Below are 21,722 nucleotides of genomic sequence, written 5' to 3'. Positions count from 1 at the left end.
ACGATCTACTTCAGCGGCTTGAGGCCGGCCTCGATCGAAGCGCGCTTCGGTTCGAGGAATGGCGGCAGGGCGAGGCTTTCCCCCAGCGTCTCCAGCGGCTCGTCGGCGGTGAACCCCGGACCGTCGGTTGCGATCTCGAACAGGATGCCGTTCGGCTCGCGGAAGTAGAGCGAACGGAAATAATAGCGCTCGACCTCGCCGCTCGACGGCAGCCGGAACTCGGACAGCCGCGCCGTCCATTGATGCAGCGTTTCCTGGTCCGGCGCCCTGAAGGCAACATGGTGAACCGCACCGGCACCTTGCCGTGCCGGCGCCAGTCCCGGCTGCACCAGGACATGCAGCTCCGCCGCCGGCCCGCCCTCGCCCATTTCGAAGACGTGAACCTGGCCCTCCGGCGAGGCATAGTCGCGCGCCTTGCGCATGTTCATCACCGTGGTCACCACCGCCTCGGTGTTGGTGATGTCGGGAACGCTGATGACGATCGGCCCGAGCCCGCGGATCTGGTGCTCGGCCGGTACCGGGCTTTGCGCCCAGGGATGGCTGCCGCCCTTGCCGCCATCGCTGACCAGGCGCAGACGCTGGCCCTCGGGATCTTCGAAGTCCAGTGACGCATAACCGCCGATGTCGCCGATCTCTCCTGTTGCCAGGCCTTCGTCGGTCAAGTGTTGCTTCCACCAGGCAAGGCTCTCCTGGCTGCCGACCCTGAGGCTGGTCCGCACGATGCTGTGCGTGCCGCGCCGCTCGCGCCCGACCGGCCAGTCGAAGAAGGTAAGGTCGGTGCCCGGTGTCGCTTCGCCGTCGGCATAGAAGAGGTGGTAGGCCGAAGTGTCGTCCTGGTTTACGGTCTTCTTGACCAGCCGCAGACCCAGCACCTTCGTATAAAAATGAAGATTGCCAGGCGCATTGGCGGTGATGGCGGTCAGATGGTGGATACCTGTCAGTTGCAAGCTCATCGTCGTCTCCCTGCTGTTGGGGAACAATTTTCTCCCTCCATATCAGAACTGCGGCCACCCCGCTGAAGGCCTCGTATTCCGACAGTCCGTCGCCGGAAACTGAACAGCGGCGCCCAGAGCACGTCCTCGCTATGAACAATCGGAAGTCGCGAACCTGCCTTTGGCACCGTTCGATGCGGCGAAAAGCGATGCCTTGCCTGCGGTGTGCGCACCGGTCGCAACTATCGTCTCGCGCCTGACATCCTCCTGACAGACTGCTGTCAGGAGGGGTATGCGATAGTACCTCCATACAGAGAGAGGAGACTGGCCATGAACGGTTACACCATTCTGCGCGGCATGCAGCACTATGTCGGCAAGATCCGCACGATGCGCAACGAGATCCGCACCCAGCGGTTCATGAACTCGCTGCCGGCGGATATTCGCAAGGATATCGGCTGGCCGGACATGTATGCGGACCGTGGCCCTCGCGGCAATTGAAGCCAATTTTTCGACCCGGCGATTGGATGTGGGCGCGTCAACGCCCAGATAACAGGTCCGGTGCGTGAGGAATGGGAGCGAGCTTATGCCCGAACAGAAGACGATCGGTTTCCTTTTCATCGAAGGTTTTGCCGACTGGGAGTATGGGCTGCTGGCGGCCTCGGCGGTCGAATGGTTCGGCGCCCGTGCCGTGTCGCTGACGCCTGATGGCAACCCAGTGGCCGGGATCAGCGGCTTTCGGCTGACGCCTGATCGATCGGCCGGGGCGGATGAGAATGATGATCTCGACGCCATCGCCGTCATCGGCTCCGATGAGTGGGCCGGCAAGGCACCGCCCGATGTTGCCGATCTGCTCAATGCTGTTGCATCGCGCGGCGGCGTGGTCGGCGGCATCTGCGCCGGCACGCTGGCGCTAGCCCGCGCCGGCCTGTTCGAGAAGGCCAGGCATACGAGCAATGGCCGCGACTGGATCAATGGTCATGAGGCCGGCTATGCCGGCGACAGCCTCTATCAGGATGTGCCGCATGCCATGGCCGACGGCAAAATTGTTTCCGCGCCAGGCTCGGCGCCGGGCACCTTCGCGCTCGCCTTTCTGAAGACGCTCTACCCCGAAAGAGGCAGCGATCTCGCTCGGATGCGAACGCTGTTTGCCAAGGAGTATGCTGAAGCCTCCTGACAGTATGCTGTCAGGAGGGCCGTGCAATGGTGCCAGCTTAGGGCACCCGTGCATCGGCGGTCGAAAGGACGATCGATGAAGAGTTGGAACGACAGACTGAGCACACCAGGCATCAACGGCGTCAAGCCGACGCCGCGCACGATGGCCGATGTCGTCGAAGGCCAGCCTATGCTGGTGCCGACAGCGCGCCAGGTCGATGATTTCATCCGCTCGATTCCCGAAGGCGTCGAGATGGATGTGCGTGCGCTGCGTACAGCACTTGCCGTCGAGCATGGCGCCGAAGTGACATGCCCGGTCACCATAGGCTATCATCTGCGCACTGTTGCCGAAGCCGCCAACGAGGACCTCCAGCGCGGCATGACGCCGAGTGACGTGGCACCGTTCTGGCGCGTGCTCGATGCGAAAACACCGACGACGAAGAAATTGTCCTTCGGCGCGGAGTTCGTCGCCGCGCAGCGCAAGCGCGAAGGGCTGAAACCATGAGGCATGCCGCCCAAAAGTGTTCTGCGGTTTTGGGATAACGGCATGCGCGAAAACACGATGCATGCCACCCAGAGGTGGACCGGTTTCGGGCGGCATGCATAGAGACAACGCCGAGGGACCATACGATGCGCCGCGCCGACAGGCTCTTCCAGATCGTGCAGCATCTGCGCGGTGGCCGATTGGTCACCGCCCAGAAGCTCGGCACGTGGCTCGAAGTTTCCGAGCGAACCATCTATCGCGACATTGCCGATTTGCAGTCGACCGGAGTGCCGATCGACGGCGAGGCCGGCGTTGGCTACATGATGAGGGAGGGTTTCGACCTTCCGCCGCTGATGTTCACGCGTGACGAGATCGTCGCGCTGGTCGCCGGCGCCCGCATGGTGCGTGCCTTTGGCGGTGCCGCCATGGCGCGGGCCGCCGACGAAGCGCTGGTCAAGATCGGCGCCGTATTGCCCGATGCGGAGAAAGACCGCATCGCCCGCACCGAGATCCACACACCGATGTGGGTGGTCAGCGACGCCGCCCGCGAGGCGATCGACCTGATCGAGCGCGCGGTCGAAAAGCGCCAAGTGCTGACCATCGACTATTCCGACGAGGCCGGCCGCGGCACCGCCCGCGATATCCGCCCGCTCGGCCTGTGGTTCTGGGGCAAGGTGTGGACGCTGGTCGCCTGGTGCGAGATGCGCGACGATTTCCGCGCCTTCCGCATCGATCGCATCGCCTCGGTGGTGATCGCCGGCCGCATCTTCAAGCCGGAGCGCGGCAAGCAACTTGCCGACTTCTACCGCGCAGTGGAGCGCAGCGAGGACTATGGCATGGCGCCGGATCGCGCCGCGCGCAGCTGAGACCTGGCGCAGCTACAAAAAAGCCCGCTCGAAGCGGGCTTTTTCTTGGAATATCAGACAACCTCACTCGTCGTCGTCATTGTCCGTGTTCTTCGACTTCAAGGCCGAGAGCTTGGCGAACACGGCGTTGGCGTCGAGTTCGGCGTCCTCGTCCTTCGGCTTCTCGGGAGCCGGCACCAGCCGCTCGGTCAGGGCCGCCGGCAGCAGCGTGTCGCCGACCGGCTGCGCCTGTTCGCGGCCGCGCGAGGCGCGGTTGACTTCCATGTCGAGGTCGATCTGCGAGGCGAGACCCAGCGTCACCGGGTCCATCGGCTGCAAATTGGCTGAGTTCCAGTGCTTGCGCTCGCGGATCTGTTCGATCGTCGACTTGGTGGTGCCGACGAGGCGCGAGATCTGCGCGTCCTTGAGCTCGGGATGGTTGCGCACCAGCCACAGAATTGCGTTCGGCCGGTCCTGGCGCTTCGACAGCGGCGTGTAGCGCGGACCCTTGCGCTTGGATTCGGGCACCCGCACCTTGGGGTCCGAAAGCTTCAGGCGCTGGTTCGGATCCTTCTCGGCACGGGCGATCTCGTCGCGGGTCAGCTGTCCGGTCATGATCGGGTCCATGCCCTTGATGCCTTGCGCCGCTTCGCCATCGGCGATTGCCTTGACCTCGAGCGGATGCAGCCCGCAGAACTGCGCGATCTGCTCGAAGGAAAGTGCGGTATTGTCGACCAGCCAGACGGCGGTCGCCTTGGGCATCAGCAGCGTATTGGCCATTTTACAAATCCTTCTCGTTCGCCCGCGTTCCCGCGCGGGCGGTGGTTTAGAGCCACCAAAATGGGAAATTCGCGGTCTGTATAACCGCTCTCGGGTCCTTTCGCAACGTTTTTGGAGCAAAGACCGGAAGCCGTGGGTACTTACCGAAAACGTTCCGCGCTCTTGAGCAGAACGACAAGCTGGCTTTGCTGGCGAGTTCCGGTCTTGGCAAAGATCGGTTGAGATAGGGGCACCCCTGTCATGCCGGAGCCGCTGCTTCCATCAGGGTTCGCCCTTGTGAAAGCGCCGAGCCAAGATGCCATGCAGGAAACTGAGGTCAACCCTGCTCGATGGCCGGTATCGGTTGGGACGGTCGTTGATCTCCCGCCCAAAACGACAAAACCCGCCGGACTGGGTCCAGCGGGCTCGGAACCGCGACAAAGTTCGTCTGGTGCGGCTCTGGCTTCCACGGCTTGGGCCCGCCGGAGCGGACCAGGACGTGGCTTTAGATAGCCCTGCGGGCGATCTTTTCGATGTCGGCGCGGTTGATGCCGAGATCGCTGAGCTGGCGTGCGTTGAGACGGTTCAGTTCGCGGACGGTCTCGGTGTACATACGCCAGTTACGGAAAGCGCGGATCGGGTTCATGGTAGTCCCTCCAGAATGATGTTCGTTTCGATGGTGCTCAAATAGGCGTCATCGATGAGGACTTGAATGGCTGATTTTGCATAGCAATGATGCAAATGCTGCATTGCAGCATTAAGCTTCTGTTCATCTTGTGGGCAGCGAGGCGCTGACCTCGCGCGCTGTCAGCCTACGTCGAGCACGATCTTGCCGATATGCTCACCCTCTTCCATGCGCTCATGCGCCCGCCAGGCTTCGCTGAGCGGGAAGATCATGTCCATCACAGGGGCAACCTTGCGCGTGCCGAGCAGCGGCCACACCTGCGCTTCCAGCGCCGCCGCGATCGCCGCCTTGAACTCGACGGTTCGCGGCCTCAGCGTCGAACCTGTGTGGGTAAGCCGCTTGACCATGATCTTCGAAAAGTCCGCGCTTGCGACAGCGCCGGCCTGAACGGCGATCTGGACGATGCGGCCTTCGACCGCCGCGGCTTCGTAGTTGCGCGCCACATAGTCGCCGCCGACCATGTCGAGGATGACATTGGCGCCTTTGCCACCCGTTGCCTCCTTCACCGCGGCGACGAAATCCGCCTCGCGATAATTGATCGCCCGGTCGGCGCCGAGCTTCAGGCAGGCGTCGCATTTCTCCTTGCTGCCGGCAGTGGTGATGACATAGGCGCCGAAGGCGGAGGCAAGCTGGATTGCTGTCGTGCCGATGCCGGACGAGCCGCCATGGACGAGCAGCGTCTCGCCTTTCTTGAGGCCGCCACGCTCGAACACATTGTGCCAGACGGTGAAGTAATTCTCCGGCACCGCCGCGGCTTCGGTGTGGGTGAAGCCGGCGGGCAACGGCAGCACGCTCCCTGCATGGACCTTGACATATTCGGCATAGCCGCCGCCGGGCGTCAGCGCACAGACGCGGTCGCCAATGCGCCAGCGTGATATGTCGTCGCCAAGGGCCGCCACTTCACCCGATGCCTCGAGGCCCGGCAGGTCGGATGCGCCGGGCGGTGGCGGATAGGCGCCTTTGCGCTGCTGGACGTCGGGCCGGTTGACGCCGGCGGCATGCACCTTGATCAGGATCTCGCCGGGGCCGGGCTGCGGCACGTCGCGTGTTTCCGGCTTCAGCACCCGAGGGCCACCCGGCTCCGAGATCGCGATGGCCGTCATCCTTGCCGGAATTTTCTGTCCGCTCGCCATGAGATTTCCCGTCTTTCCTCGCCGTTATCCGATCGGCTGTTTGCATCGACGCCCCTGCCCTATGTATGCTGATTGCCAAATCAGGCAAATGGCCAATCTGGTCTTGGCGGAGGAGGAGCGACGATGGCGATCTTCGACGACGAACCCAAGAAGAAGGCGCGCCCCCACGAGATCGGGCAGGACCTGTCATTGCTTTCCGTCAGCGACTTGACTGAGCGGATCGGCATCCTGCGCGACGAAATCGCCCGCCTGGAAGCCGAACTCAAGGCCAAGGACACCACCAAATCCGCGGCCGAAGCACTGTTCCGCCGCGGATAGGCGCTCGGGCGTAAAGCCCGCCGCCGAAAAGCCCGAATGCGACTGTCTTCAGACCCAGCGTCCCCGCCAAACCTGAGCCGGATCAACCAATGTTCGCAACCTACCGACCGATCCTCTCGCTGCTTCGCGGCACCGCTTTCCTGCTCGCGGCATCTGGTTTGCATGGGCTGCTTCTGCCCCTGCGCGGTCAGCTGGAAGGCTTCTCGACCGCATCGCTCGGCCTGATGGGCACGGCCTGGGCCGGCGGCTTCGTCACCGGCTGCTTCTTCGCACCGCGCATCGTGCGCCGCGCCGGCCACGTGCGCGCCTTTGGCGCCTTTGCCGCATCCGGCGCCATCGTGGCGCTGCTCACCGGGCTGATTATCGACGAGTATGTCTGGATCCTGCTGCGCGCCTTCACCGGCTTCACCATGGCCGGCGCCTTCATGGTCATCGAAAGCTGGTTGAACGAGAAGGCCACCAACGAGAACCGTGGCACCGTCTTCGGCCTCTACATGATGGTGACTTATGCCTCGATCATGGGCGGGCAGATGATCGTCGCCGGCGGCGACGTGAAGTCCGCGTCGCTGTTCATGATCACCGGCATCCTGTTTTGCCTGTCGCTCATTCCGACGGCGGTCTCGACCGCCTCCCACCCCAAGCCGCTGCAGGATGTCTCACTTGATGTCAGGGGCCTTTATGCCAATTCGCCGGTGTCGGCGGTCGCTTGCGTGTTGATCGGCATCGCCAACGGCGCCTGGGGCACGCTTGGCGCGGTCTATGGTGCACGCATCGGCATTTCCACGGCCGAGATCGCCCTGATGATGAGCCTTGTGGTCGTTGCCGGTGCCGCCATGCAGCTTCCGGCCGGGCGCCTGTCCGACAAGACCGACCGGCGCTTCGTGCTGGCGGGGGCGGCTTTCGGCGGGGCCTTCTTCGCGCTCATGATCTTCCTGTTCGAGCCACGCTCCGGCGTCTTCGTCATCGTCTTCACCGCCGCCTATGGCGCCTTCGCCTATACGCTCTATTCCATCGCCGTGGCGCATGCCAACGACCACGCGCGCTCGGAGGATTTCGTCAAGGTATCTGGCGGGCTGTTGCTGCTCTATGGCTTCGGCACGATGATCGGACCTTTGCTTGCGGCTGCCCTGATGGGCTGGATGCGCCCGGAAGGTCTGTTCCTGGCGACCGCCTTCGCGCATCTCTGCCTGGCGGGCTACACGCTGCTGCGCATCAGCCGCCGCGCGCCGGTGCCGATCGGGGATCGTGACGCCTTCAAGACGCAGCCGGCCGACCGCTCGGTCACCCCGGAAGCATTGCGGCTTGATCCCAGAAGAAAAGCAGAAGCAGACGGTTGAGATTCGAAAGGCTTTGCCTCACTAATACAGGCATGATGTTTTCCGACGCCTTCATGGCGATTGCCGATCCCAACCGGCGCCATCTTCTGGAAGAACTTCGCCGCGGCCCGAAAACCGTCACCGAACTGGCCGCCGGCTTGCCGGTCTCGCGCCCAGCCGTGTCGCAACATCTGAAAGTGCTGCTCGATGCCGGCCTGGTCCACGCCAAGCCGGAAGGAACAAGGCGCGTCTATACGGTGAGCGGCACTGGCTTCCTCAAACTCAACATCTGGCTCGATCAGTTCTGGGAAACCTGACCCGATCAACCGTTGTTGTAGGGGAAGAACTTGAAGTAGGGCTGCGCCTCCCCGATCACCCGAGCGAAGGCGGGGCGCTGCAGCAGGCGGTCGTGATAGCGCTTCACAGCCGGGTACCTGTCGCCCAACGGCTCGACCTTGTTGGCATAGAACAGCGCGGGGGAGGCTGCGCAATCGGCCATGGTGAAGCTGTCGCCCATCGCCCAGATCTTCGACTGCATGTCGTGTTCGATGATGGCGTAGGAATTGCGCAACTGGTCGCGAGCCTGCTCGACGCCGAACGGGTCGGTCTTGTCGCCGGGACGCAACCGATCGCCGACAATCTTCTGCATCGGCTCCTGCACATAGAAATCATAGAAACGGTCAGCTTGGCGGACGGCCAACGCCATGTCGATCTCGGCGGGAACGAGGTCGACCGGCCCCGGATAGTGCGCGGCCAGATATTCGACGAGGATGCTCGATTCCAGCACCGTACGGCCACGCGCATCGTCGCGCAGCGCCGGCATCTTGCCGGCCGGCGAGATCTTCAGGAAGGCCGCGCGCGATTCAGCATCGCCAAGGTCGACGATGACAGGCGTGAACGGCGTGGCGTTCTCGTACAGCGCGATCAACGGCTTCCAGCAGAAGGAGGCCAGCGGATGGAAATGAAGTGTCAGGGACATTTCTTGCTCGTCTGTTTCCTGGATTGTCGGTGGCCGCTACCATGCGGCACGCCTGTTGCGGTTAGCCTTGTCCGTCAAACCAGCCTATGCTGCTTCAACCGGCTTGGACATGCGCGATGATCGCTGCGGACATCTCGGCCCAGTCGTCCGGATGCAGCTCGTGGCCGCCACCTTCGATGCGAATGAGTCTTGCGCCGGTGACCGTCTCGGCCAGCGCCTCGCCGTGTTCGACCGGAAAGATCGGATCCGCCGTGCCGTGAATGACCAGCAGCGGCGCCGCGATCTCGTGCAGGCGGCCCTTCCAGGCGGCGCCGCCCTTGAGCATGAAATGGTTGGTCGCGCTCAGGAAGCCGCCGGAGCGGTCGTAATCCTGCTCGACAAAGGCCCGTATCCCCGCCGCATCGAATGAATGCGTGGTGCTGGCGATCGCCCGCGCATCCCTGACGATGAAATCGACCACTTGACCACGGTCCGACCAATCGACTTTGGCGCCCTCGGCCGAGTGTTCCATGTAGGCTTCGGTCGTCCCGGGAAGGCCGGATGTGTCGATTCCCACCGGCGAACTGCTGATCACAGTCAGAGATACGACACGCGAGGGATGTTTCAACGCCACAAGCTGCGCGATCATGCCGCCCATCGACATCCCGACGACATGCGCCTTGCCGATGCCGTGGTCGTCCAGAACATGCATTGCATCGTCGGCCATATCATCGAACGTGTAGGGCGGCTCTCCCGGTTTGTATTTCGTCGAACGGCCGGTATCGCGATTGTCGTAGCGGATCACGAACAGGCCGGCACCGGCCAGTTTCCGGCAGAACGCCTCCGGCCACCACAGCATCGAGGCCATCGCTCCCATGATCAGCAACAGCGGCGGGTTCGCCGGATCGCCAAAGACTTCGGATATAATCTCAGGGCGTTCGGTGGTCCTCATCACGCAGTCTCCTCTCTGCAAAACTGATTGCATTTTGCAATCGGTTGCACGATAATAAAACTGATACGATAATGCAACCGGTTTTGGAGAAAAATCTCATGAGCATGGATCGCCGGTCCGGGTGCCCGATCAATCTGTCGCTGGAAGTCTTCGGCGACCGCTGGAGCCTGATCATCCTTCGCGACATGATCTTCGGCGGCAGGCGCCATTTTCGCGAGTTGCTCAACGGATCGATGGAAGGCATCGCCTCCAATATCCTCGCCGACCGGCTGAAGCGCCTGATGGAGCTGGGCATGCTGACCAAGGCCGACGATCCCTCGCACAAGCAGAAGGCGATTTACAGCCTGACCGAGATGGCGATCACGCTGGTTCCGATCCTGGCCCATCTCGGCGCCTGGGGCCGCGTCTGGCTGCCGGTCAGCGACGAATTGTCGATCCGCGCCGAACTTCTGGAAAAGGGCGGACAGCCTATGTGGGACAAATTCATGGACGAGTTGCGGCACGAGCATCTCGGCATGCCGCTCGATACAATGTCTGGCCTTTCTGTCCGCGCGACCTTGCAGGCCGCCTACGAGGCGGTGGTTGCCAGCAAGGCCCTCGCCGCCAGCCCGGCCGCGTAACCAACTTATTTTCCCGTTTTGGGGCCGGCTCTGCTAGAAGAAGCGGAAAATCACAATTCACGGGATTGGATAAGGTCTTGGTTGAGAACTCTCGGGATGCTGCCCGCGCACGCGCCGACCTGCGCTTCAAGAAGCAGGAAGAGGCGGCAACCGTCCGCCAGAAGGCGATGGCCGAATACGTCGCCGAGAGCGACGCCCGCCAGGCCAAGACCAATAAACTGCGGGCACTGCGTCTCGCCAAGGAAGCGGAAGACCTCGCCAACGCGCCGGCGGAACCCGCCAAGAAGCCGGCCCGCGCCAAGAAGAAGTAGCCCAGCCACGTCTGGAGCCATACAAGCGGCAACGCTTATCCGGATGAGCGGGCGAAGGCTGCTTTCCATCCTGCCTTTTCACGCGAAGCAATTTCAACCGGAACGGGGATGTTATCTCGCCCGCCGACGATCGATGATCGACGCGTTTCAAACAGGAGACCGCCATGACCGCACTGCCGCTCGAAAAAGCCAGGCAAATCATCGAAACCGCCTTTGCCAAGGGCTCCGATCTCAAGCTCAAGCCGCTCGGCGTCTCGGTGCTCGACGCCGGCGGGCATCTGGTCGCCTTCCAGCGCCAGGACGGCGCGTCGTTCCTGCGTCCGCAAATGTCGGCCGGCAAGGCCTATGGTGCGCTCGCCATCGGCATGGGCTCGCGCAAAGTCGAGGCCTTCGCCAAGGAGCGCCCGCATCTCGTCGCCGGCATCTCGGACGTCTCGGGCGGGCGCGTGCTGCCGGTCGTCGGCGGCGTGCTGATCCGCGACAAGGCCGGTGCCATCATCGGCGCCGTCGGCATTTCAGGCGACACGTCGGACAATGACGAAGCCGCGGCAATCGCCGGCATCGAGGCCGCCGGTTTCACCGCCGATCCGGGGTGAGGTCGGGAACTTCGTCATCCACGGGCGGAGCAGGAGCGAGGCTCCGTCGCGCAGACCCGAGGATCCATTCCGTAACATCAGCCGTAGAGTGCAGCGGAGCAGAATTCTGGACCGCTGAAACGCTCACGTGTCGCGGCTTGGACCCTGGGGTCTGCGCCGCGTCGCTACGCTCCTTGCTACGCCCTGGGATGACGACGTTAGGGGCGTTTGCGCCAACTGTCAGCGCAAGCGCCCGTCAAACTTCCGCCTTCCGCGCCGGGGACCTAATTCAAATTGATGTCCCGGCTGGCCGACCGCATCGACACCGCGAATCCGGCCAGCACGTCGAACAGCGCGATGACCATCAGCGTGAAGAAGACGGAATGGGCCGCACCCTTCACCAGCAGGAACTCGACCAGGAAGGCCACGAAGACCAGCGTCGACAGAAGATGGTCCATGATCGAGGCGTTGGTGGTGCGCACCGACTTCGCCATTTCGAGGAACAGGAAGATCAGCCCGATCAGCACCATCAGGTCGCCAAGCGTCATCGAGAACACGCCACCCGACATCATGCTGAATGAGAAGACCTCGCTTGCCCACGGATCGTCACCGCTGCCGAATATTCCCAGCAGTCCGAGATTGTAGAGCACGAAAGGCACGATCAGCAGCGGAATGGCACCGAACATCTGGCGTCTCCATGTGGGGGCAATCCTTTGTAGAATGCGCCACAGGCACGCCGTCAAGATGTTTCGATGGCAGCGTTGAACACGGTCGAAGACCGCACGCAACAACAATGTCAGCCGGTTGCCTGCAACGATTGCCGCCCACGCGTCGAGATGCGCGCTACCCCGCCCCCCAAACGCAAAAGGACCGGCCACTGGCCGGTCCTTTTGGAATTCAAACCTTTGGAAGGCTGGTCTCAGCTTTCCTTGGGCGTCAACACCTGGCGACCGCGATACATGCCCGTCTTCAGGTCGATATGGTGCGGACGGCGCATTTCGCCGGAATTCTTGTCCTCGACATAGGTCGGGGCCTTGAGGGCGTCGGCCGAGCGGCGCATGCCGCGCTTGGACGGAGAGGTTTTACGTTTCGGAACGGCCATGGATATGCTCCACTACATGGTCAAAAGCCCCGCCCGCCCTCGTGAAAGGGCCATGTCGGGGCCTAAATCTGAGAAAGTCGGGTGCCTATACACGCCCTGTACCGTTTTGGCCAGCACTGGCGCGAATTTTTTTGGATCGGCTAGCGGAGACAACCGACATAGGCGCCCGAGCGGCCGGCTCGCCGCTCGATCAGATTGGCAAGCCGCCTCAGGCCAGGCCCGGGCTTGGCCGGATTGCGGGCGATCGGATTTGGCAAAGAGACCGCAAGCAGGGCGGCCTGCCGTCGCGACAGCTGTTTTGCCGAGACGCCGAAATGGTGCTGTGCCGCGGCCTCGATGCCGTAGATGCCCGGCCCCCACTCGGCGATGTTGAGATAGATTTCCATGATGCGCCGTTTCGACATCACCGCATCGAAATAGACGGCCAGCGGCAATTCGACCACCTTGCGCACCGAGCCCAGCGGCCGCGACCAGAGATACAGGTTCTTGACCGTCTGCATGGTGATGGTCGAGGCGCCGCGCGTCGCTTCGCCGGCCAGCGCATCGTCGACGACGCCTCTCAGCTCGCCGAGATCGACGCCACGATGAAAGCAGAACTGCCCGTCCTCCGACATGATGACGGAATTGGCCAGCACCGGCGACACGTCGTCGATCGACACCCAGCGGCGGTCGTAACCGGAGAAGGTCGCCAGGTCCTTCAGCATCAGCGTCGAGACAGGATGCACGAAGAACGGCAGGTACAGAAATGTCAGCACGACCGGAATCAAGGCCAGCACCGCGGCCACGACGATGCCGCGCCGGACCCAGCGCTTGAGACCACGGCGGTTTACGCCCCGCGATCTCGTCGCCATGTCCAGCTTTTCGGTTTCATGATCGACGATCGGTTCCGCCAAGCCGCCCAACCCGTTCCAGAGAGCTCGTTTTGAAACGCGCTCCTGTGAGCCATGTGACGGTGTTTTCGAGAACCGGAGCGGAGCGTACAATAGAGTACGCAAGCACCGGAAGCGCAGAAAACGCCCTCAGATGACCGCAGGAGTAGAGTTTCCGAACGGGCTCATACTGCTCCGGCATAATGGCGCTTGCCTTCTTGCGCAACGTCTGAGTGTCGGCTACCGGTCCCGGCCATGACGAATGACGACCAAATGGCGTTCGAAATGGCGCTGATCAGGCGGGCAGCCGCCGTCGAGGTGCTGCTGCGGCGACTGCTCGACGACCGCGCGCTTTCGGGCGAGATCGCCCGGCCGGACCGGCTGATGGCGGCGATGCGCCATGGCGTGCTGAACGGCGGCAAGCGCCTGCGGCCCTTCCTGGTCATGGAAAGTGCCGCCCTTTTTTCCGCCGACGGCGAGGCGGCACTGCGTGTCGCCGCCGCACTTGAATGCGTGCATTGCTATTCGCTGATCCACGACGATCTGCCCGCCATGGACGACGACGACCTGCGTCGCGGCCAGCCGACCGTGCACAAGGCCTTCGACGAGGCGACCGCGATCCTGGCCGGCGACGCCCTGCTGACGCTGGCCTTCGACATCATTGCCGGCGAGTCGACCGCGCTGCCGGCGGAGCGGCGGGCAGCCCTGGTGCTGGCGCTTGCCCGCGCCGCCGGAGCAGGCGGCATGGTCGGCGGCCAGAAGCTCGATCTCGAAGCCGAACAGACGCCGCCGGACGAGGCCGGCATCATCCGGCTGCAGGCGATGAAGACCGGCGCGCTGATCCGCTTCGCCTGCGAGGCAGGCGCCCTCATCGCCGGCGCCCCGGCCGATGACCGCGAGCGGCTGGCCGAATTCGGCTCGGCGATCGGTCTTGCCTTCCAGCTTGCCGACGACCTGCTCGATTTGACCGCCGACGCCAGCCAGATGGGCAAGGCGACCGGCAAGGACGCCGCCGCCGGCAAGGCGACGCTGGTGGCCTTGCATGGTGCAAATTGGGCACGCGGCCAGCTTCACGGCCTCGTCCAACAGGCGCATGCGCTGCTTGAGCCCTATGGTGACGATGCCCAGTTGCTGAAAGAAGCGGCGACATTCGTGGCGGCGCGTAACAGCTAAGGTTGGTGCCAGCCGGAACATCGAGCTGATTGCACGCACGTCCCCGCCGGCCGGTTCTGAAATAGAACTTGAGCGGAAGCCTGCCGAGGCAGAGGATTGACATCCGCACGGCAAGCACGCGGTGCGGATAAGAGTTGGAGGATGCCATGTCGACCACCGACAAGCTGTTCAGCGGTTCCATTCCCGAGATCTACGACCGGGCGATGGTGCCGCTGATCTTCGAGCCATATGCGCGGGATCTGGCGGAGTGGGTGTCGAAGCTCGGGCCGCAATCGGTGCTCGAAGTGGCGGCGGGCACCGGTGTGGTGACACGTGCGCTCGCAGCAAAGCTGCCGGCGCAAGCGCGCATCGTGGTCACCGACCTCAACCAGCCCATGCTCGACCACGCACGCACGCGGATGGTGGACGATCCTCGCATCACCTGGCAGCAGGCCGATGCTCAGGCGCTGCCCTTCGAGGACGCACAGTTCGACGCCGTGGCCTGCCAGTTTGGCGCGATGTTCTTCCCCGATCGGGTGGGCGCCTACGGGCAAGTTCGGCGCGTGATGCGGCTGGGCGGACACTTCCTGTTCAACGTCTGGGGTGCCATCGAAGAGAACGAGTTTGCCGATGAGGTGACGCGGGCGCTCGGCCATTTTTTCCCGGCCGATCCGCCTCGCTTCATGGCAAGGACACCGCATGGCTATCACGATGCGGACGTCATCCGCGCCGACCTGCATGCCGCCGGCTTCCGTAACATCACCATAGAGCCGCTGGATGCCGTCAGCGCCGCTTCCTCGCCATATGAGGCGGCCACGGCCTATTGCCAGGGCACGCCCCTGCGGGCCGAGATCGAGGCGCGCGGTGGCTCGCTGGAGGAGGTGACGCGATACGTGGCGAATGCCCTTGGGAAACGGTTCGGGGAAGGCCCGGTGAGTGGCCGCATCCGCGCCCTCGTCGTGGACGCGGCCTAGGCGCGCTGTCCATCCGGCGGCTCGCACGGCTCGCCTGCCCGAACGAACGAAATTTTAATGTAAATGAAGCGTAATCCCGGCCATTAAAATGGTGCGTATGTGTTGGGGTTGCGCATGCCTGAATATTCGTCCTTCATCCGGTCGGTCCGGATCCGCTATATTTCAGGGTTGCTGATCTTCGCGCTGGCTTCCGCCGGCATCGTGATTGCGCTTGATCGCGTCAATTCCTTTCGCCGCGACATCGATGCGCTGAGCAGCAATCTCGTCATCTTCACCCGAGACCTGCGCAACGCGACCAGCTTTGCCGAGACGACCGGCACCGCCTGGCGGGCGGAGACACGCGATGCCCTGACCACATCGGCGCGCGGCCATTCGGAGCGCCTGACCGGCGAGATCGAGACGCTGACCGCCCAGCTTGCGGCGATCAAGCCGCGGCTGTCGATCAAGACCGTCGACGAACTCCAATCCGCTTCAGTTAACGGCGATCTGTTCTGGTCGCCGCGCGACATGGTGCGCAATTTCAACCTGATGTCGGTGGCGCAGAAGGTCGATGAGTGGAGCTATCGCGAAATCCGCAACCAGAATGACCTGTTCGCCCAACCCATGCTGGTTCGCGTCCGCACCGCCATGGATGATGAGCGCCATCTGGCCGATGCCTCCAGCGACAGGCTGTTGTTGTGGGCCAGCGGCATCCTGTTCGCGGCCCTTGCCATCGTCGCCTTCTGGATCTTCCGCCCGATGGAAGTGGCGATCCGCCGCGCCTTTGCCGAATCCGCCGAATCCCTGTTCAAGGCCGAGGCCGCCGACCGCGCCAAATCGGAATTCCTGGCCAATATGAGCCACGAAATCCGCACGCCGATGAACGGTGTGCTCGGTATGGCTGAACTGCTGGCCAAGACCGATCTGACCCCACGCCAAAAGACCTTCACCGACGTTATCGTGAAGTCCGGCAACGCGCTGCTCACCATCATCAACGACATCCTCGATTTCTCCAAGATCAATGCTGGCCAGCTCACCCTCGACCCTGCTCCCTTCCGCCTTTCCGAGGCGGTCGAGGACGTGGCGACGCTGGTCTCGGCTCGCGTCGCCGAAAAGAACCTCGAACTGATCGTGCGCGTCGATCCGCGCCTGCCGGCCCATGTCGTCGGCGACGCCGGCCGGTTCCGGCAGATCATCACCAACCTGCTCGGCAACGCAGTGAAGTTCACCGAGAAGGGTCACGTGCTGATCGACGTCGGCGGCGAGATCGTCAACGACGTGGTCCAGCTCAAGATCCGCGTCGAGGACACCGGCATCGGCATACCGGCCGAGAAACTGCAGAACGTGTTCGAAAAATTCGCGCAGGTCGACGGCTCGTCCACCCGCCGTCACGAGGGCACGGGGCTGGGCTTGGCCATCGCAGCACGCCTCGTCGACCTGATGGCAGGCAAGATCGGCGTCGAGAGCGAGATCGGCCGCGGCTCGGTGTTCTGGTTCGCGGTGCCGCTGCCCGCGCATCAGGCCGCGGCGCGCGACGAGATCGTGCCGGTCGACGTCACCGGCGCGCGCGTGCTGGTCATCGACGACAATCCGGTCAACCGCGAAATCCTGCTCGAGCAGCTCAGGAGCTGGAGCTTCGACTGTGCCGCCGCCGAAAGCGGCGCCGTCGGCCTGGCCTTCCTCGATCGCGCCTTTCAGTTGGGCGCCGCCGTCGACTGCATCATCCTCGACTACCAGATGCCCGGCATGAACGGCGCCGACGTCGCCAGAGCCATTGCCTCCGACAGCCGGCTGTCCTCCATCCCGGTGGTGTTGCTGACCTCGGTCGACCAGGTCGATTTCGGCAAGATGATCATCGACTTCGGCATTGCCGCGCATCTGACGAAGCCGGCGCGCTCTGCGGTCCTGCTCGGCACCGTTATTTCGGTCGTGCAGAAGGCCCGTTCGCAGGTCGGCAAGGCGCAGTTTGTCCGCGAACCGATCGTCCAGGCTCCCCCGGCAGCGCCGCCCGCCTTTACCGTCATCCGCGGCCCGGCGCTGCCAGTCGCGGCAGCACCGGAATCGACAACCACGCCGAACGGACCGATCGACATCCTGATTGCCGAGGACAACGACGTGAACCAGCTGGTCTTCGGCCAGATCCTCAATGGCTTGGGCTTGAGCTACCGCATCGCGGGCAACGGCCGCACGGCGGTCGAGATGTACCGGGCGCTGCGCCCCAAGCTGATCCTGATGGACGTCTCGATGCCGGAGATGAATGGCTACGAAGCGACCCGCGCGATCCGGGCCATGGAGACTTCGACGGGCACCCATATACCGATCATCGGCGTCACCGCGCATGCGCTGAAGGGCGATCGCGACAAGTGCATCGAATCGGGCATGGACGACTATCTGCCGAAGCCCGTTTCGCCCGACCGACTGGGCACCAAGATCGGCACCTGGCTCAGCGAGACCGTGGTGGCCAAGACGGCCTAGCCTGCCTCCATCAATGCGTCAGGCGGCTGCGTCCAGACGATAGCGGCGCATCCAGTCGAGGCTCGTGTCGTCGGAGAGCTTTGCAACGCCGGGCCTCACGTCATCGGCATTCGGCGCTTGAACGCCCAAGACTTCGCAGATGCCTAGCAATGTCGCCGCCGGATTGCTCGAAAGGCGCTCGTAGCCAACCCGAAGCGGGGTTATGCCTTGCTCAGCGAACCAGATGTTCCATGCCGCATCATAGGTCTCGAGTTCCTCGACCTCACGCCTGATCCGCTCGAAATCATATTGGGGCTCTTTCGGCGGTGCGACCCTTTCGATCTCGGTGCCGTCGGGAGCGATATGCCAAAGACCGGTCTGCTCTGCCTTGATCAGGGAGACAGCCTGCGCAAGCTTGTCCTCCCGCGAGAGGTGTATGTAGAGAACATTGCCGAATGCTCTTTCGAACCGTGCTCTGTCGGATGGCAGTTTTGGGAAAATCCGGTCGAGGATCGCCGAAAGCTCATCCAGATTTTCGCGCATCAAGCGGAGGCCGAAGAGGCCGGTCCCACCCTTGCCGGCGGCGATCGCGGCATCGAGATACGCGGCATCGAATTCGAGCTCGCTCATCGCGGCGCGATCGGGCAGCTTCCACTCTTCGGCCCACTCCACCACGTCCTGGCGTCGATAAAACGAATGTGGATCGCCGGCCGTCTTGGTGGACGCCAGGAGCTTGCACAGCAGCGTGCTTCCGGTCCTCGGTGTGCCGCAGATAATGTATCCATCGAACATGTTGTGCCCACGCGGCTTGTCAAAGGCAGGGGCTGTCGCTCCTGGTAAGATGACCGCCGCCATAGCTGAAATCCTTGGTGGATGCGACGTCACGGCTGTCGCTTTCTAAATGCCTCTCTCAGACAAAATACCCTGCCGGCAGGGGTCAAATCACCGGTTGCGCACCACCACGCATGCCCCACCGATGCTTTGCAATTTCTGGCAGATGACGTTTGCATCGGCGCGGTGGTCGACACCGATCCTGACCGCATAGATACCCCGCCGGCCGATCGGCGTGCGCACCCGGCTGACCACTGGATCGTGCCCATTGAGCAGGGCCGGGAACCGGCTCCTTACCCTGAGCCACTGGTTGATCGCGGCACTGCGGCGGAAATTGCCGGCCACCTGGATGCCCCACGGCTTTACGTTGATCGAGGCCATCGCCACGGTCCGCGACATGATCACCGGCAGTTTTCGGCAAGCGACGGCAAAATCCGCCTTAGCGTCGAGCGGTTCGACCCTTCCGGCATAGGCTCGGTCGGTGAACTTGTCGGCTGGTTCGCCCATGATGTCGAACACATAGCTTTCGGTTTCCATCGGCAGGAAACCGCCGGAACTGAGCCAGCGCGACACCCGGCTCTCGCCGGCATTGTAGGCGGCGGCCGCCAGGCCGAGATTGCCGTAGCCGGTTTTCATTTCGGCGAGATATTTCGCCGAAGCCGGGATCGCCTGATTGATGTCGAAGGAATTGGCAAGCCCGCGCATCTTGGCGGTTCCCGGCATGAACTGGGCAATGCCTTCGGCGCCGACGGGACTGACGGCGTTGGGATCGAAACGGCTCTCCTTCCAGATCAGCCGGGCGAAGAAATCCCTAGGCAAACCATTCTGGTCGGCATGCGCCTGGATCAGGTTGCAGACCTTGTCGATAAGCCGTTGCTTGGCGGATTGCGGCGGATCGGCCTGAGCCAGTGTCGACCAGACTAGCCCACACAGCAGGACCAGCGTCGCCCACAGGAAACGCTGCATTTGACCTACTCTGCCGCGGCCTTGCCGCCGCGACCGAACCGCTGTTCGATATAGTCGGCGACCATTTTCTCGAAATCCGCCGCGATCGACGGTCCGCGCAGCGTCGCCGCCTTCTTGCCGTCGACGAAGACAGGCGCCGTCGGCGTCTCGCCGGTGCCGGGCAGCGAAATGCCGATATCGGCATGCTTGGACTCGCCCGGGCCGTTGACGATGCAACCCATCACCGCGACCTTGAGGTTCTCGACGCCGGGATATTTGTCGCGCCACACCGGCATGTTCTTCCTGAGATCTGCCTGGATGTTCTGAGCGAGCTCCTGGAACACGGTCGAGGTCGTGCGGCCGCAGCCGGGACACGCGGCGACGATCGGCACGAACTGCCTGAACCCCATCGTCTGCAGCAATTCCTGCGAAACCTGCACCTCGCGCGTGCGGTCGCCATTCGGCTCCGGCGTCAGCGAGATGCGGATGGTGTCGCCGATGCCTTGCTGCAGCAAGATGCCCATGGCGGCCGACGAAGCGACGATGCCTTTCGAGCCCATGCCGGCTTCAGTCAGGCCGAGATGCAGTGCATGGTTGGAGCGGGTGGCGAGCTCGGCATAGACGGCAATCAGGTCCTGCACGCCGCTGACCTTGGCCGACAGGATGATTTTCTCGCGGCCAAGGCCGATCTCTTCCGCCATCTCGGCCGAGAGAATGGCCGACTGCACGATCGCCTCGCGCATCACCTCTTGCGCCGTCAGCGGAAAACCCTTGTCCTGGTTGTCGTCCATCAGCCGGGTCAAAAGCTCCTGGTCGAGCGAGCCCCAGTTGACACCGATGCGCACCGGCTTGTCATGCCTGATCGCCATCTCGACGATATCGGCGAACTGCCGGTCCTTCTTGTCCTTGAAGCCGACATTGCCGGGGTTGATCCGATATTTGGCCAGCGCCTCGGCGCAGGCGGGGTGATCGGCCAAGAGCTTGTGGCCGATATAGTGGAAATCCCCGACCAGCGGCACGTTGATGCCAAGCCGCTGAAGCCGCTCATGAATGCGCGGTACGGCGGCGGCACTCTCGTCGCGATCGACGGTGATGCGCACGATCTCGGAGCCGGCCCGGTGCAGTGCTGCGACCTGCGCGACGGTCTGGTCGATATCGGCCGTGTCGGTGTTGGTCATCGATTGGACGACAACGGGCGCGCCGCCGCCGACGACCACGCCGCCGACATCGACGCCGACCGAGGTGCGGCGGGGGAAAGGAGAGGAAAAATATCCGGTCATGCCGGCAGCCTTTTGTCTCTGGAGCATCTTGTGTCCTGCATGGGCGCACAACGACGCCCCGGGCCGATGCGCTGAGGTCCGGGCATGAGGTGGAGGAGCAAAGATGGCTTGTCAATGGCGACAGGTCGCCACTGGCCGGAATCGGCACGCCGCCAACGACCAAAAACAATCGATGATCTGGCGAAACGGGCGACGGCCGAAGCGGATATTAAGCCGGTGCAAGTCCAGCTTCGGCTGACAGACCGGTGCTGGGAAATCAAAACCCTCCACGCCGGCGGCGGGGAGCCGCCGGGAAAAGAGGCCGCGGATACCGAGCGGCTATGTCAGGAGGGCATCAATGCGTGGTCGGTTTTCCTCTTAGTTTTTCAATCTCGTCCTTGAGTGCCAGCTTGCGTCGCTTAAGATTCACGATTTCGAGGTCGTCGACCGATGGATGATTCATCGCGTCATCGATTTCACGTTCGATGTCGCCGTGTTTCCGCTGCAACTCATCAAGATGGGATGCAAGAGACATGATTGGTTCTCCCTTTCATGGTTTTCCTCGATTGCAACCGTCACGGCGCGTCCACCGCAGGTTCGCTTCTGTGACGGCACGGTGACAGTGTGTCACCTTCCGCGGGCGATGTCGAATGATCCGTGGTAGCATTCCACGACACTGTGAAATGTGATATGGGCTGCACGCCGGTGACAAAACACCCGGCCCCGCCCAATCAGGCCCAGCTTTGGGCGCCGCAGACGTGCAGACGGTAGAGAATGTCCGATCAGGAACAGGCCGATATTCGCCTCGAATTTTCCCGCCTGAAGCAGGAACACGCCGATTTCGATGCAGCCATCAACGCGATGATCGCCATGGCCTGCGATCCGCTGCAGATCCAGCGCATGAAGAAGAAGAAGCTGTTCCTCAAGGACCGGCTGATGGCGCTGGAAGACAAGATCATTCCCGACATCATTGCGTGAACGATGTGATGTGCTGATCCCGCTCGAGCGCCAGGCAGCGGCGATCTGCATCTCCCTGCGCGGTCGTGTGACGGTGCCTTTGGCCGGTCAATCGTTGGGCTCTTTTTCGTCGGTGCACTAGCCGCGACGGCGCGTCCTG

General features: G+C 63.0%; 27 protein-coding genes. 14 read left to right on the top strand and 13 right to left on the bottom strand.

The window, feature by feature from the left end; all coding sequences use genetic code 11:
* Positions 1-5 precede the first annotated feature (5 nt).
* The gene (locus tag A9K65_RS07120; protein ID WP_064993260.1) at positions 6-953 is read right to left on the bottom strand and encodes a ring-cleaving dioxygenase; all 948 of its coding nucleotides are present in this window, start codon (positions 951-953) and stop codon (positions 6-8) included.
* Between the two features lie 309 nt (positions 954-1,262).
* Here A9K65_RS07120 and A9K65_RS07115 point away from each other — a divergent pair, with 309 nt between their 5' ends.
* From A9K65_RS07115 to A9K65_RS07100, 4 genes are all read left to right on the top strand, one after another.
* The gene (locus tag A9K65_RS07115) at positions 1,263-1,430 is read left to right on the top strand and encodes a hypothetical protein (RefSeq protein WP_013529241.1); all 168 of its coding nucleotides are present in this window, start codon (positions 1,263-1,265) and stop codon (positions 1,428-1,430) included.
* An 85-nt stretch (positions 1,431-1,515) separates the two neighbouring features.
* Complete coding sequence (locus tag A9K65_RS07110) at positions 1,516-2,106, top strand: DJ-1/PfpI family protein (protein ID WP_064993261.1); 591 nt, start codon at positions 1,516-1,518, stop codon at positions 2,104-2,106.
* A 75-nt stretch (positions 2,107-2,181) separates the two neighbouring features.
* The gene (locus tag A9K65_RS07105) at positions 2,182-2,589 is read left to right on the top strand and encodes a hypothetical protein (RefSeq protein WP_063169160.1); all 408 of its coding nucleotides are present in this window, start codon (positions 2,182-2,184) and stop codon (positions 2,587-2,589) included.
* 125 nt (positions 2,590-2,714) lie between these two features.
* Positions 2,715-3,434, top strand: a complete 720-nt coding sequence (locus A9K65_RS07100) for a YafY family protein (RefSeq protein ID WP_013529238.1) — start codon at positions 2,715-2,717, stop codon at positions 3,432-3,434.
* Positions 3,435-3,497: 63 nt separating this feature from the next.
* On the opposite strand, the gene A9K65_RS07095 is transcribed toward A9K65_RS07100, so the two are convergent.
* The 3 genes from A9K65_RS07095 to A9K65_RS07085 form a co-directional block, all read right to left on the bottom strand.
* On the bottom strand, positions 3,498-4,193 hold the full coding sequence (locus tag A9K65_RS07095; RefSeq protein WP_013529237.1) for a DUF1013 domain-containing protein: 696 nt from the start codon (positions 4,191-4,193) through the stop codon (positions 3,498-3,500).
* Positions 4,194-4,677: 484 nt separating this feature from the next.
* The gene (locus A9K65_RS07090) at positions 4,678-4,818 is read right to left on the bottom strand and encodes a DUF1127 domain-containing protein (RefSeq protein WP_013529236.1); all 141 of its coding nucleotides are present in this window, start codon (positions 4,816-4,818) and stop codon (positions 4,678-4,680) included.
* 161 nt (positions 4,819-4,979) lie between these two features.
* Positions 4,980-5,990, bottom strand: coding sequence for an NAD(P)H-quinone oxidoreductase (locus A9K65_RS07085; protein ID WP_013529235.1), 1,011 nt, complete (start codon positions 5,988-5,990; stop codon positions 4,980-4,982).
* Between the two features lie 123 nt (positions 5,991-6,113).
* Here A9K65_RS07085 and A9K65_RS07080 point away from each other — a divergent pair, with 123 nt between their 5' ends.
* The 3 genes from A9K65_RS07080 (at position 6,114) to A9K65_RS07070 (ending at position 7,941) form a co-directional block, all read left to right on the top strand.
* Positions 6,114-6,308, top strand: coding sequence for a DUF1192 domain-containing protein (locus tag A9K65_RS07080; RefSeq protein ID WP_023810953.1), 195 nt, complete (start codon positions 6,114-6,116; stop codon positions 6,306-6,308).
* A gap of 89 nt (positions 6,309-6,397) precedes the next feature.
* Complete coding sequence (locus tag A9K65_RS07075; RefSeq protein ID WP_024502978.1) at positions 6,398-7,645, top strand: MFS transporter; 1,248 nt, start codon at positions 6,398-6,400, stop codon at positions 7,643-7,645.
* 32 nt (positions 7,646-7,677) lie between these two features.
* Positions 7,678-7,941 (top strand): metalloregulator ArsR/SmtB family transcription factor, encoded by a 264-nt coding sequence (locus A9K65_RS07070; protein ID WP_063169162.1) that lies wholly within the window; start codon positions 7,678-7,680, stop codon positions 7,939-7,941.
* Positions 7,942-7,946: 5 nt separating this feature from the next.
* Here A9K65_RS07070 and A9K65_RS07065 read toward each other — a convergent pair whose 3' ends face one another.
* Both A9K65_RS07065 and A9K65_RS07060 read right to left on the bottom strand, forming a co-directional pair.
* Positions 7,947-8,603, bottom strand: coding sequence for a glutathione S-transferase family protein (locus A9K65_RS07065; protein WP_064993262.1), 657 nt, complete (start codon positions 8,601-8,603; stop codon positions 7,947-7,949).
* A 94-nt stretch (positions 8,604-8,697) separates the two neighbouring features.
* The gene (locus tag A9K65_RS07060; RefSeq protein ID WP_064993263.1) at positions 8,698-9,534 is read right to left on the bottom strand and encodes an alpha/beta hydrolase; all 837 of its coding nucleotides are present in this window, start codon (positions 9,532-9,534) and stop codon (positions 8,698-8,700) included.
* Between the two features lie 98 nt (positions 9,535-9,632).
* On the opposite strand from A9K65_RS07060, the gene A9K65_RS07055 reads away from it, so the two are divergent.
* The 3 genes from A9K65_RS07055 to A9K65_RS07045 all read left to right on the top strand — a co-directional run bounded on the left by A9K65_RS07055 (position 9,633) and on the right by A9K65_RS07045 (position 11,061).
* The gene (locus A9K65_RS07055; protein ID WP_024502975.1) at positions 9,633-10,154 is read left to right on the top strand and encodes a helix-turn-helix domain-containing protein; all 522 of its coding nucleotides are present in this window, start codon (positions 9,633-9,635) and stop codon (positions 10,152-10,154) included.
* Between the two features lie 77 nt (positions 10,155-10,231).
* Positions 10,232-10,465, top strand: coding sequence for a hypothetical protein (locus A9K65_RS07050; RefSeq protein ID WP_027037125.1), 234 nt, complete (start codon positions 10,232-10,234; stop codon positions 10,463-10,465).
* 164 nt (positions 10,466-10,629) lie between these two features.
* The gene (locus A9K65_RS07045; protein WP_013529227.1) at positions 10,630-11,061 is read left to right on the top strand and encodes a heme-binding protein; all 432 of its coding nucleotides are present in this window, start codon (positions 10,630-10,632) and stop codon (positions 11,059-11,061) included.
* A gap of 263 nt (positions 11,062-11,324) precedes the next feature.
* On the opposite strand, the gene A9K65_RS07040 is transcribed toward A9K65_RS07045, so the two are convergent.
* From A9K65_RS07040 to A9K65_RS07030, 3 genes are all read right to left on the bottom strand, one after another.
* Positions 11,325-11,726, bottom strand: a complete 402-nt coding sequence (locus tag A9K65_RS07040) for a hypothetical protein (RefSeq protein WP_013529226.1) — start codon at positions 11,724-11,726, stop codon at positions 11,325-11,327.
* A 233-nt stretch (positions 11,727-11,959) separates the two neighbouring features.
* Positions 11,960-12,142, bottom strand: coding sequence for a 50S ribosomal protein L32 (gene rpmF / locus A9K65_RS07035; RefSeq protein ID WP_008834724.1), 183 nt, complete (start codon positions 12,140-12,142; stop codon positions 11,960-11,962).
* 140 nt (positions 12,143-12,282) lie between these two features.
* A complete protein-coding gene (locus A9K65_RS07030; RefSeq protein ID WP_013529225.1) occupies positions 12,283-13,044 on the bottom strand; it encodes a transglycosylase domain-containing protein in 762 nt (253 codons plus the stop codon).
* 222 nt (positions 13,045-13,266) lie between these two features.
* On the opposite strand from A9K65_RS07030, the gene A9K65_RS07025 reads away from it, so the two are divergent.
* The 3 genes from A9K65_RS07025 (at position 13,267) to A9K65_RS07015 (ending at position 17,591) form a co-directional block, all read left to right on the top strand.
* Positions 13,267-14,184, top strand: a complete 918-nt coding sequence (locus A9K65_RS07025; protein ID WP_024502973.1) for a polyprenyl synthetase family protein — start codon at positions 13,267-13,269, stop codon at positions 14,182-14,184.
* 146 nt (positions 14,185-14,330) lie between these two features.
* Positions 14,331-15,137 carry a methyltransferase domain-containing protein gene (locus A9K65_RS07020; protein ID WP_064993280.1) on the top strand — a complete coding sequence of 269 codons (807 nt, stop codon included), beginning with the start codon at positions 14,331-14,333 and terminating at the stop codon, positions 15,135-15,137.
* Between the two features lie 114 nt (positions 15,138-15,251).
* Complete coding sequence (locus A9K65_RS07015; protein WP_013529222.1) at positions 15,252-17,591, top strand: response regulator; 2,340 nt, start codon at positions 15,252-15,254, stop codon at positions 17,589-17,591.
* 18 nt (positions 17,592-17,609) lie between these two features.
* Here A9K65_RS07015 and A9K65_RS07010 read toward each other — a convergent pair whose 3' ends face one another.
* The 4 genes from A9K65_RS07010 to A9K65_RS06995 form a co-directional block, all read right to left on the bottom strand.
* Positions 17,610-18,362, bottom strand: coding sequence for a Stf0 family sulfotransferase (locus tag A9K65_RS07010; RefSeq protein WP_064993264.1), 753 nt, complete (start codon positions 18,360-18,362; stop codon positions 17,610-17,612).
* Positions 18,363-18,512: 150 nt separating this feature from the next.
* Positions 18,513-19,367 carry a lytic transglycosylase domain-containing protein gene (locus tag A9K65_RS07005; RefSeq protein WP_013529219.1) on the bottom strand — a complete coding sequence of 285 codons (855 nt, stop codon included), beginning with the start codon at positions 19,365-19,367 and terminating at the stop codon, positions 18,513-18,515.
* Between the two features lie 5 nt (positions 19,368-19,372).
* The gene (gene ispG / locus A9K65_RS07000) at positions 19,373-20,626 is read right to left on the bottom strand and encodes a flavodoxin-dependent (E)-4-hydroxy-3-methylbut-2-enyl-diphosphate synthase (RefSeq protein ID WP_024502967.1); all 1,254 of its coding nucleotides are present in this window, start codon (positions 20,624-20,626) and stop codon (positions 19,373-19,375) included.
* Between the two features lie 334 nt (positions 20,627-20,960).
* Positions 20,961-21,140, bottom strand: coding sequence for a YdcH family protein (locus tag A9K65_RS06995; protein WP_013529217.1), 180 nt, complete (start codon positions 21,138-21,140; stop codon positions 20,961-20,963).
* 239 nt (positions 21,141-21,379) lie between these two features.
* Between A9K65_RS06995 and A9K65_RS06990 the strand changes: the two genes are divergently transcribed.
* Positions 21,380-21,583: a DUF465 domain-containing protein gene (locus tag A9K65_RS06990; protein ID WP_013529216.1), complete on the top strand. Its 204-nt coding sequence runs from the start codon at positions 21,380-21,382 to the stop codon at positions 21,581-21,583.
* Positions 21,584-21,722 lie beyond the last annotated feature (139 nt).

It is taken from the genome of Mesorhizobium sp. WSM1497, assembly GCF_001672455.2.
Lineage (GTDB): Bacteria > Pseudomonadota > Alphaproteobacteria > Rhizobiales > Rhizobiaceae > Mesorhizobium > Mesorhizobium ciceri.
Note: the sequence above shows the minus strand (reverse complement) of the source record. Positions and strands in the feature narration are given on the sequence as shown.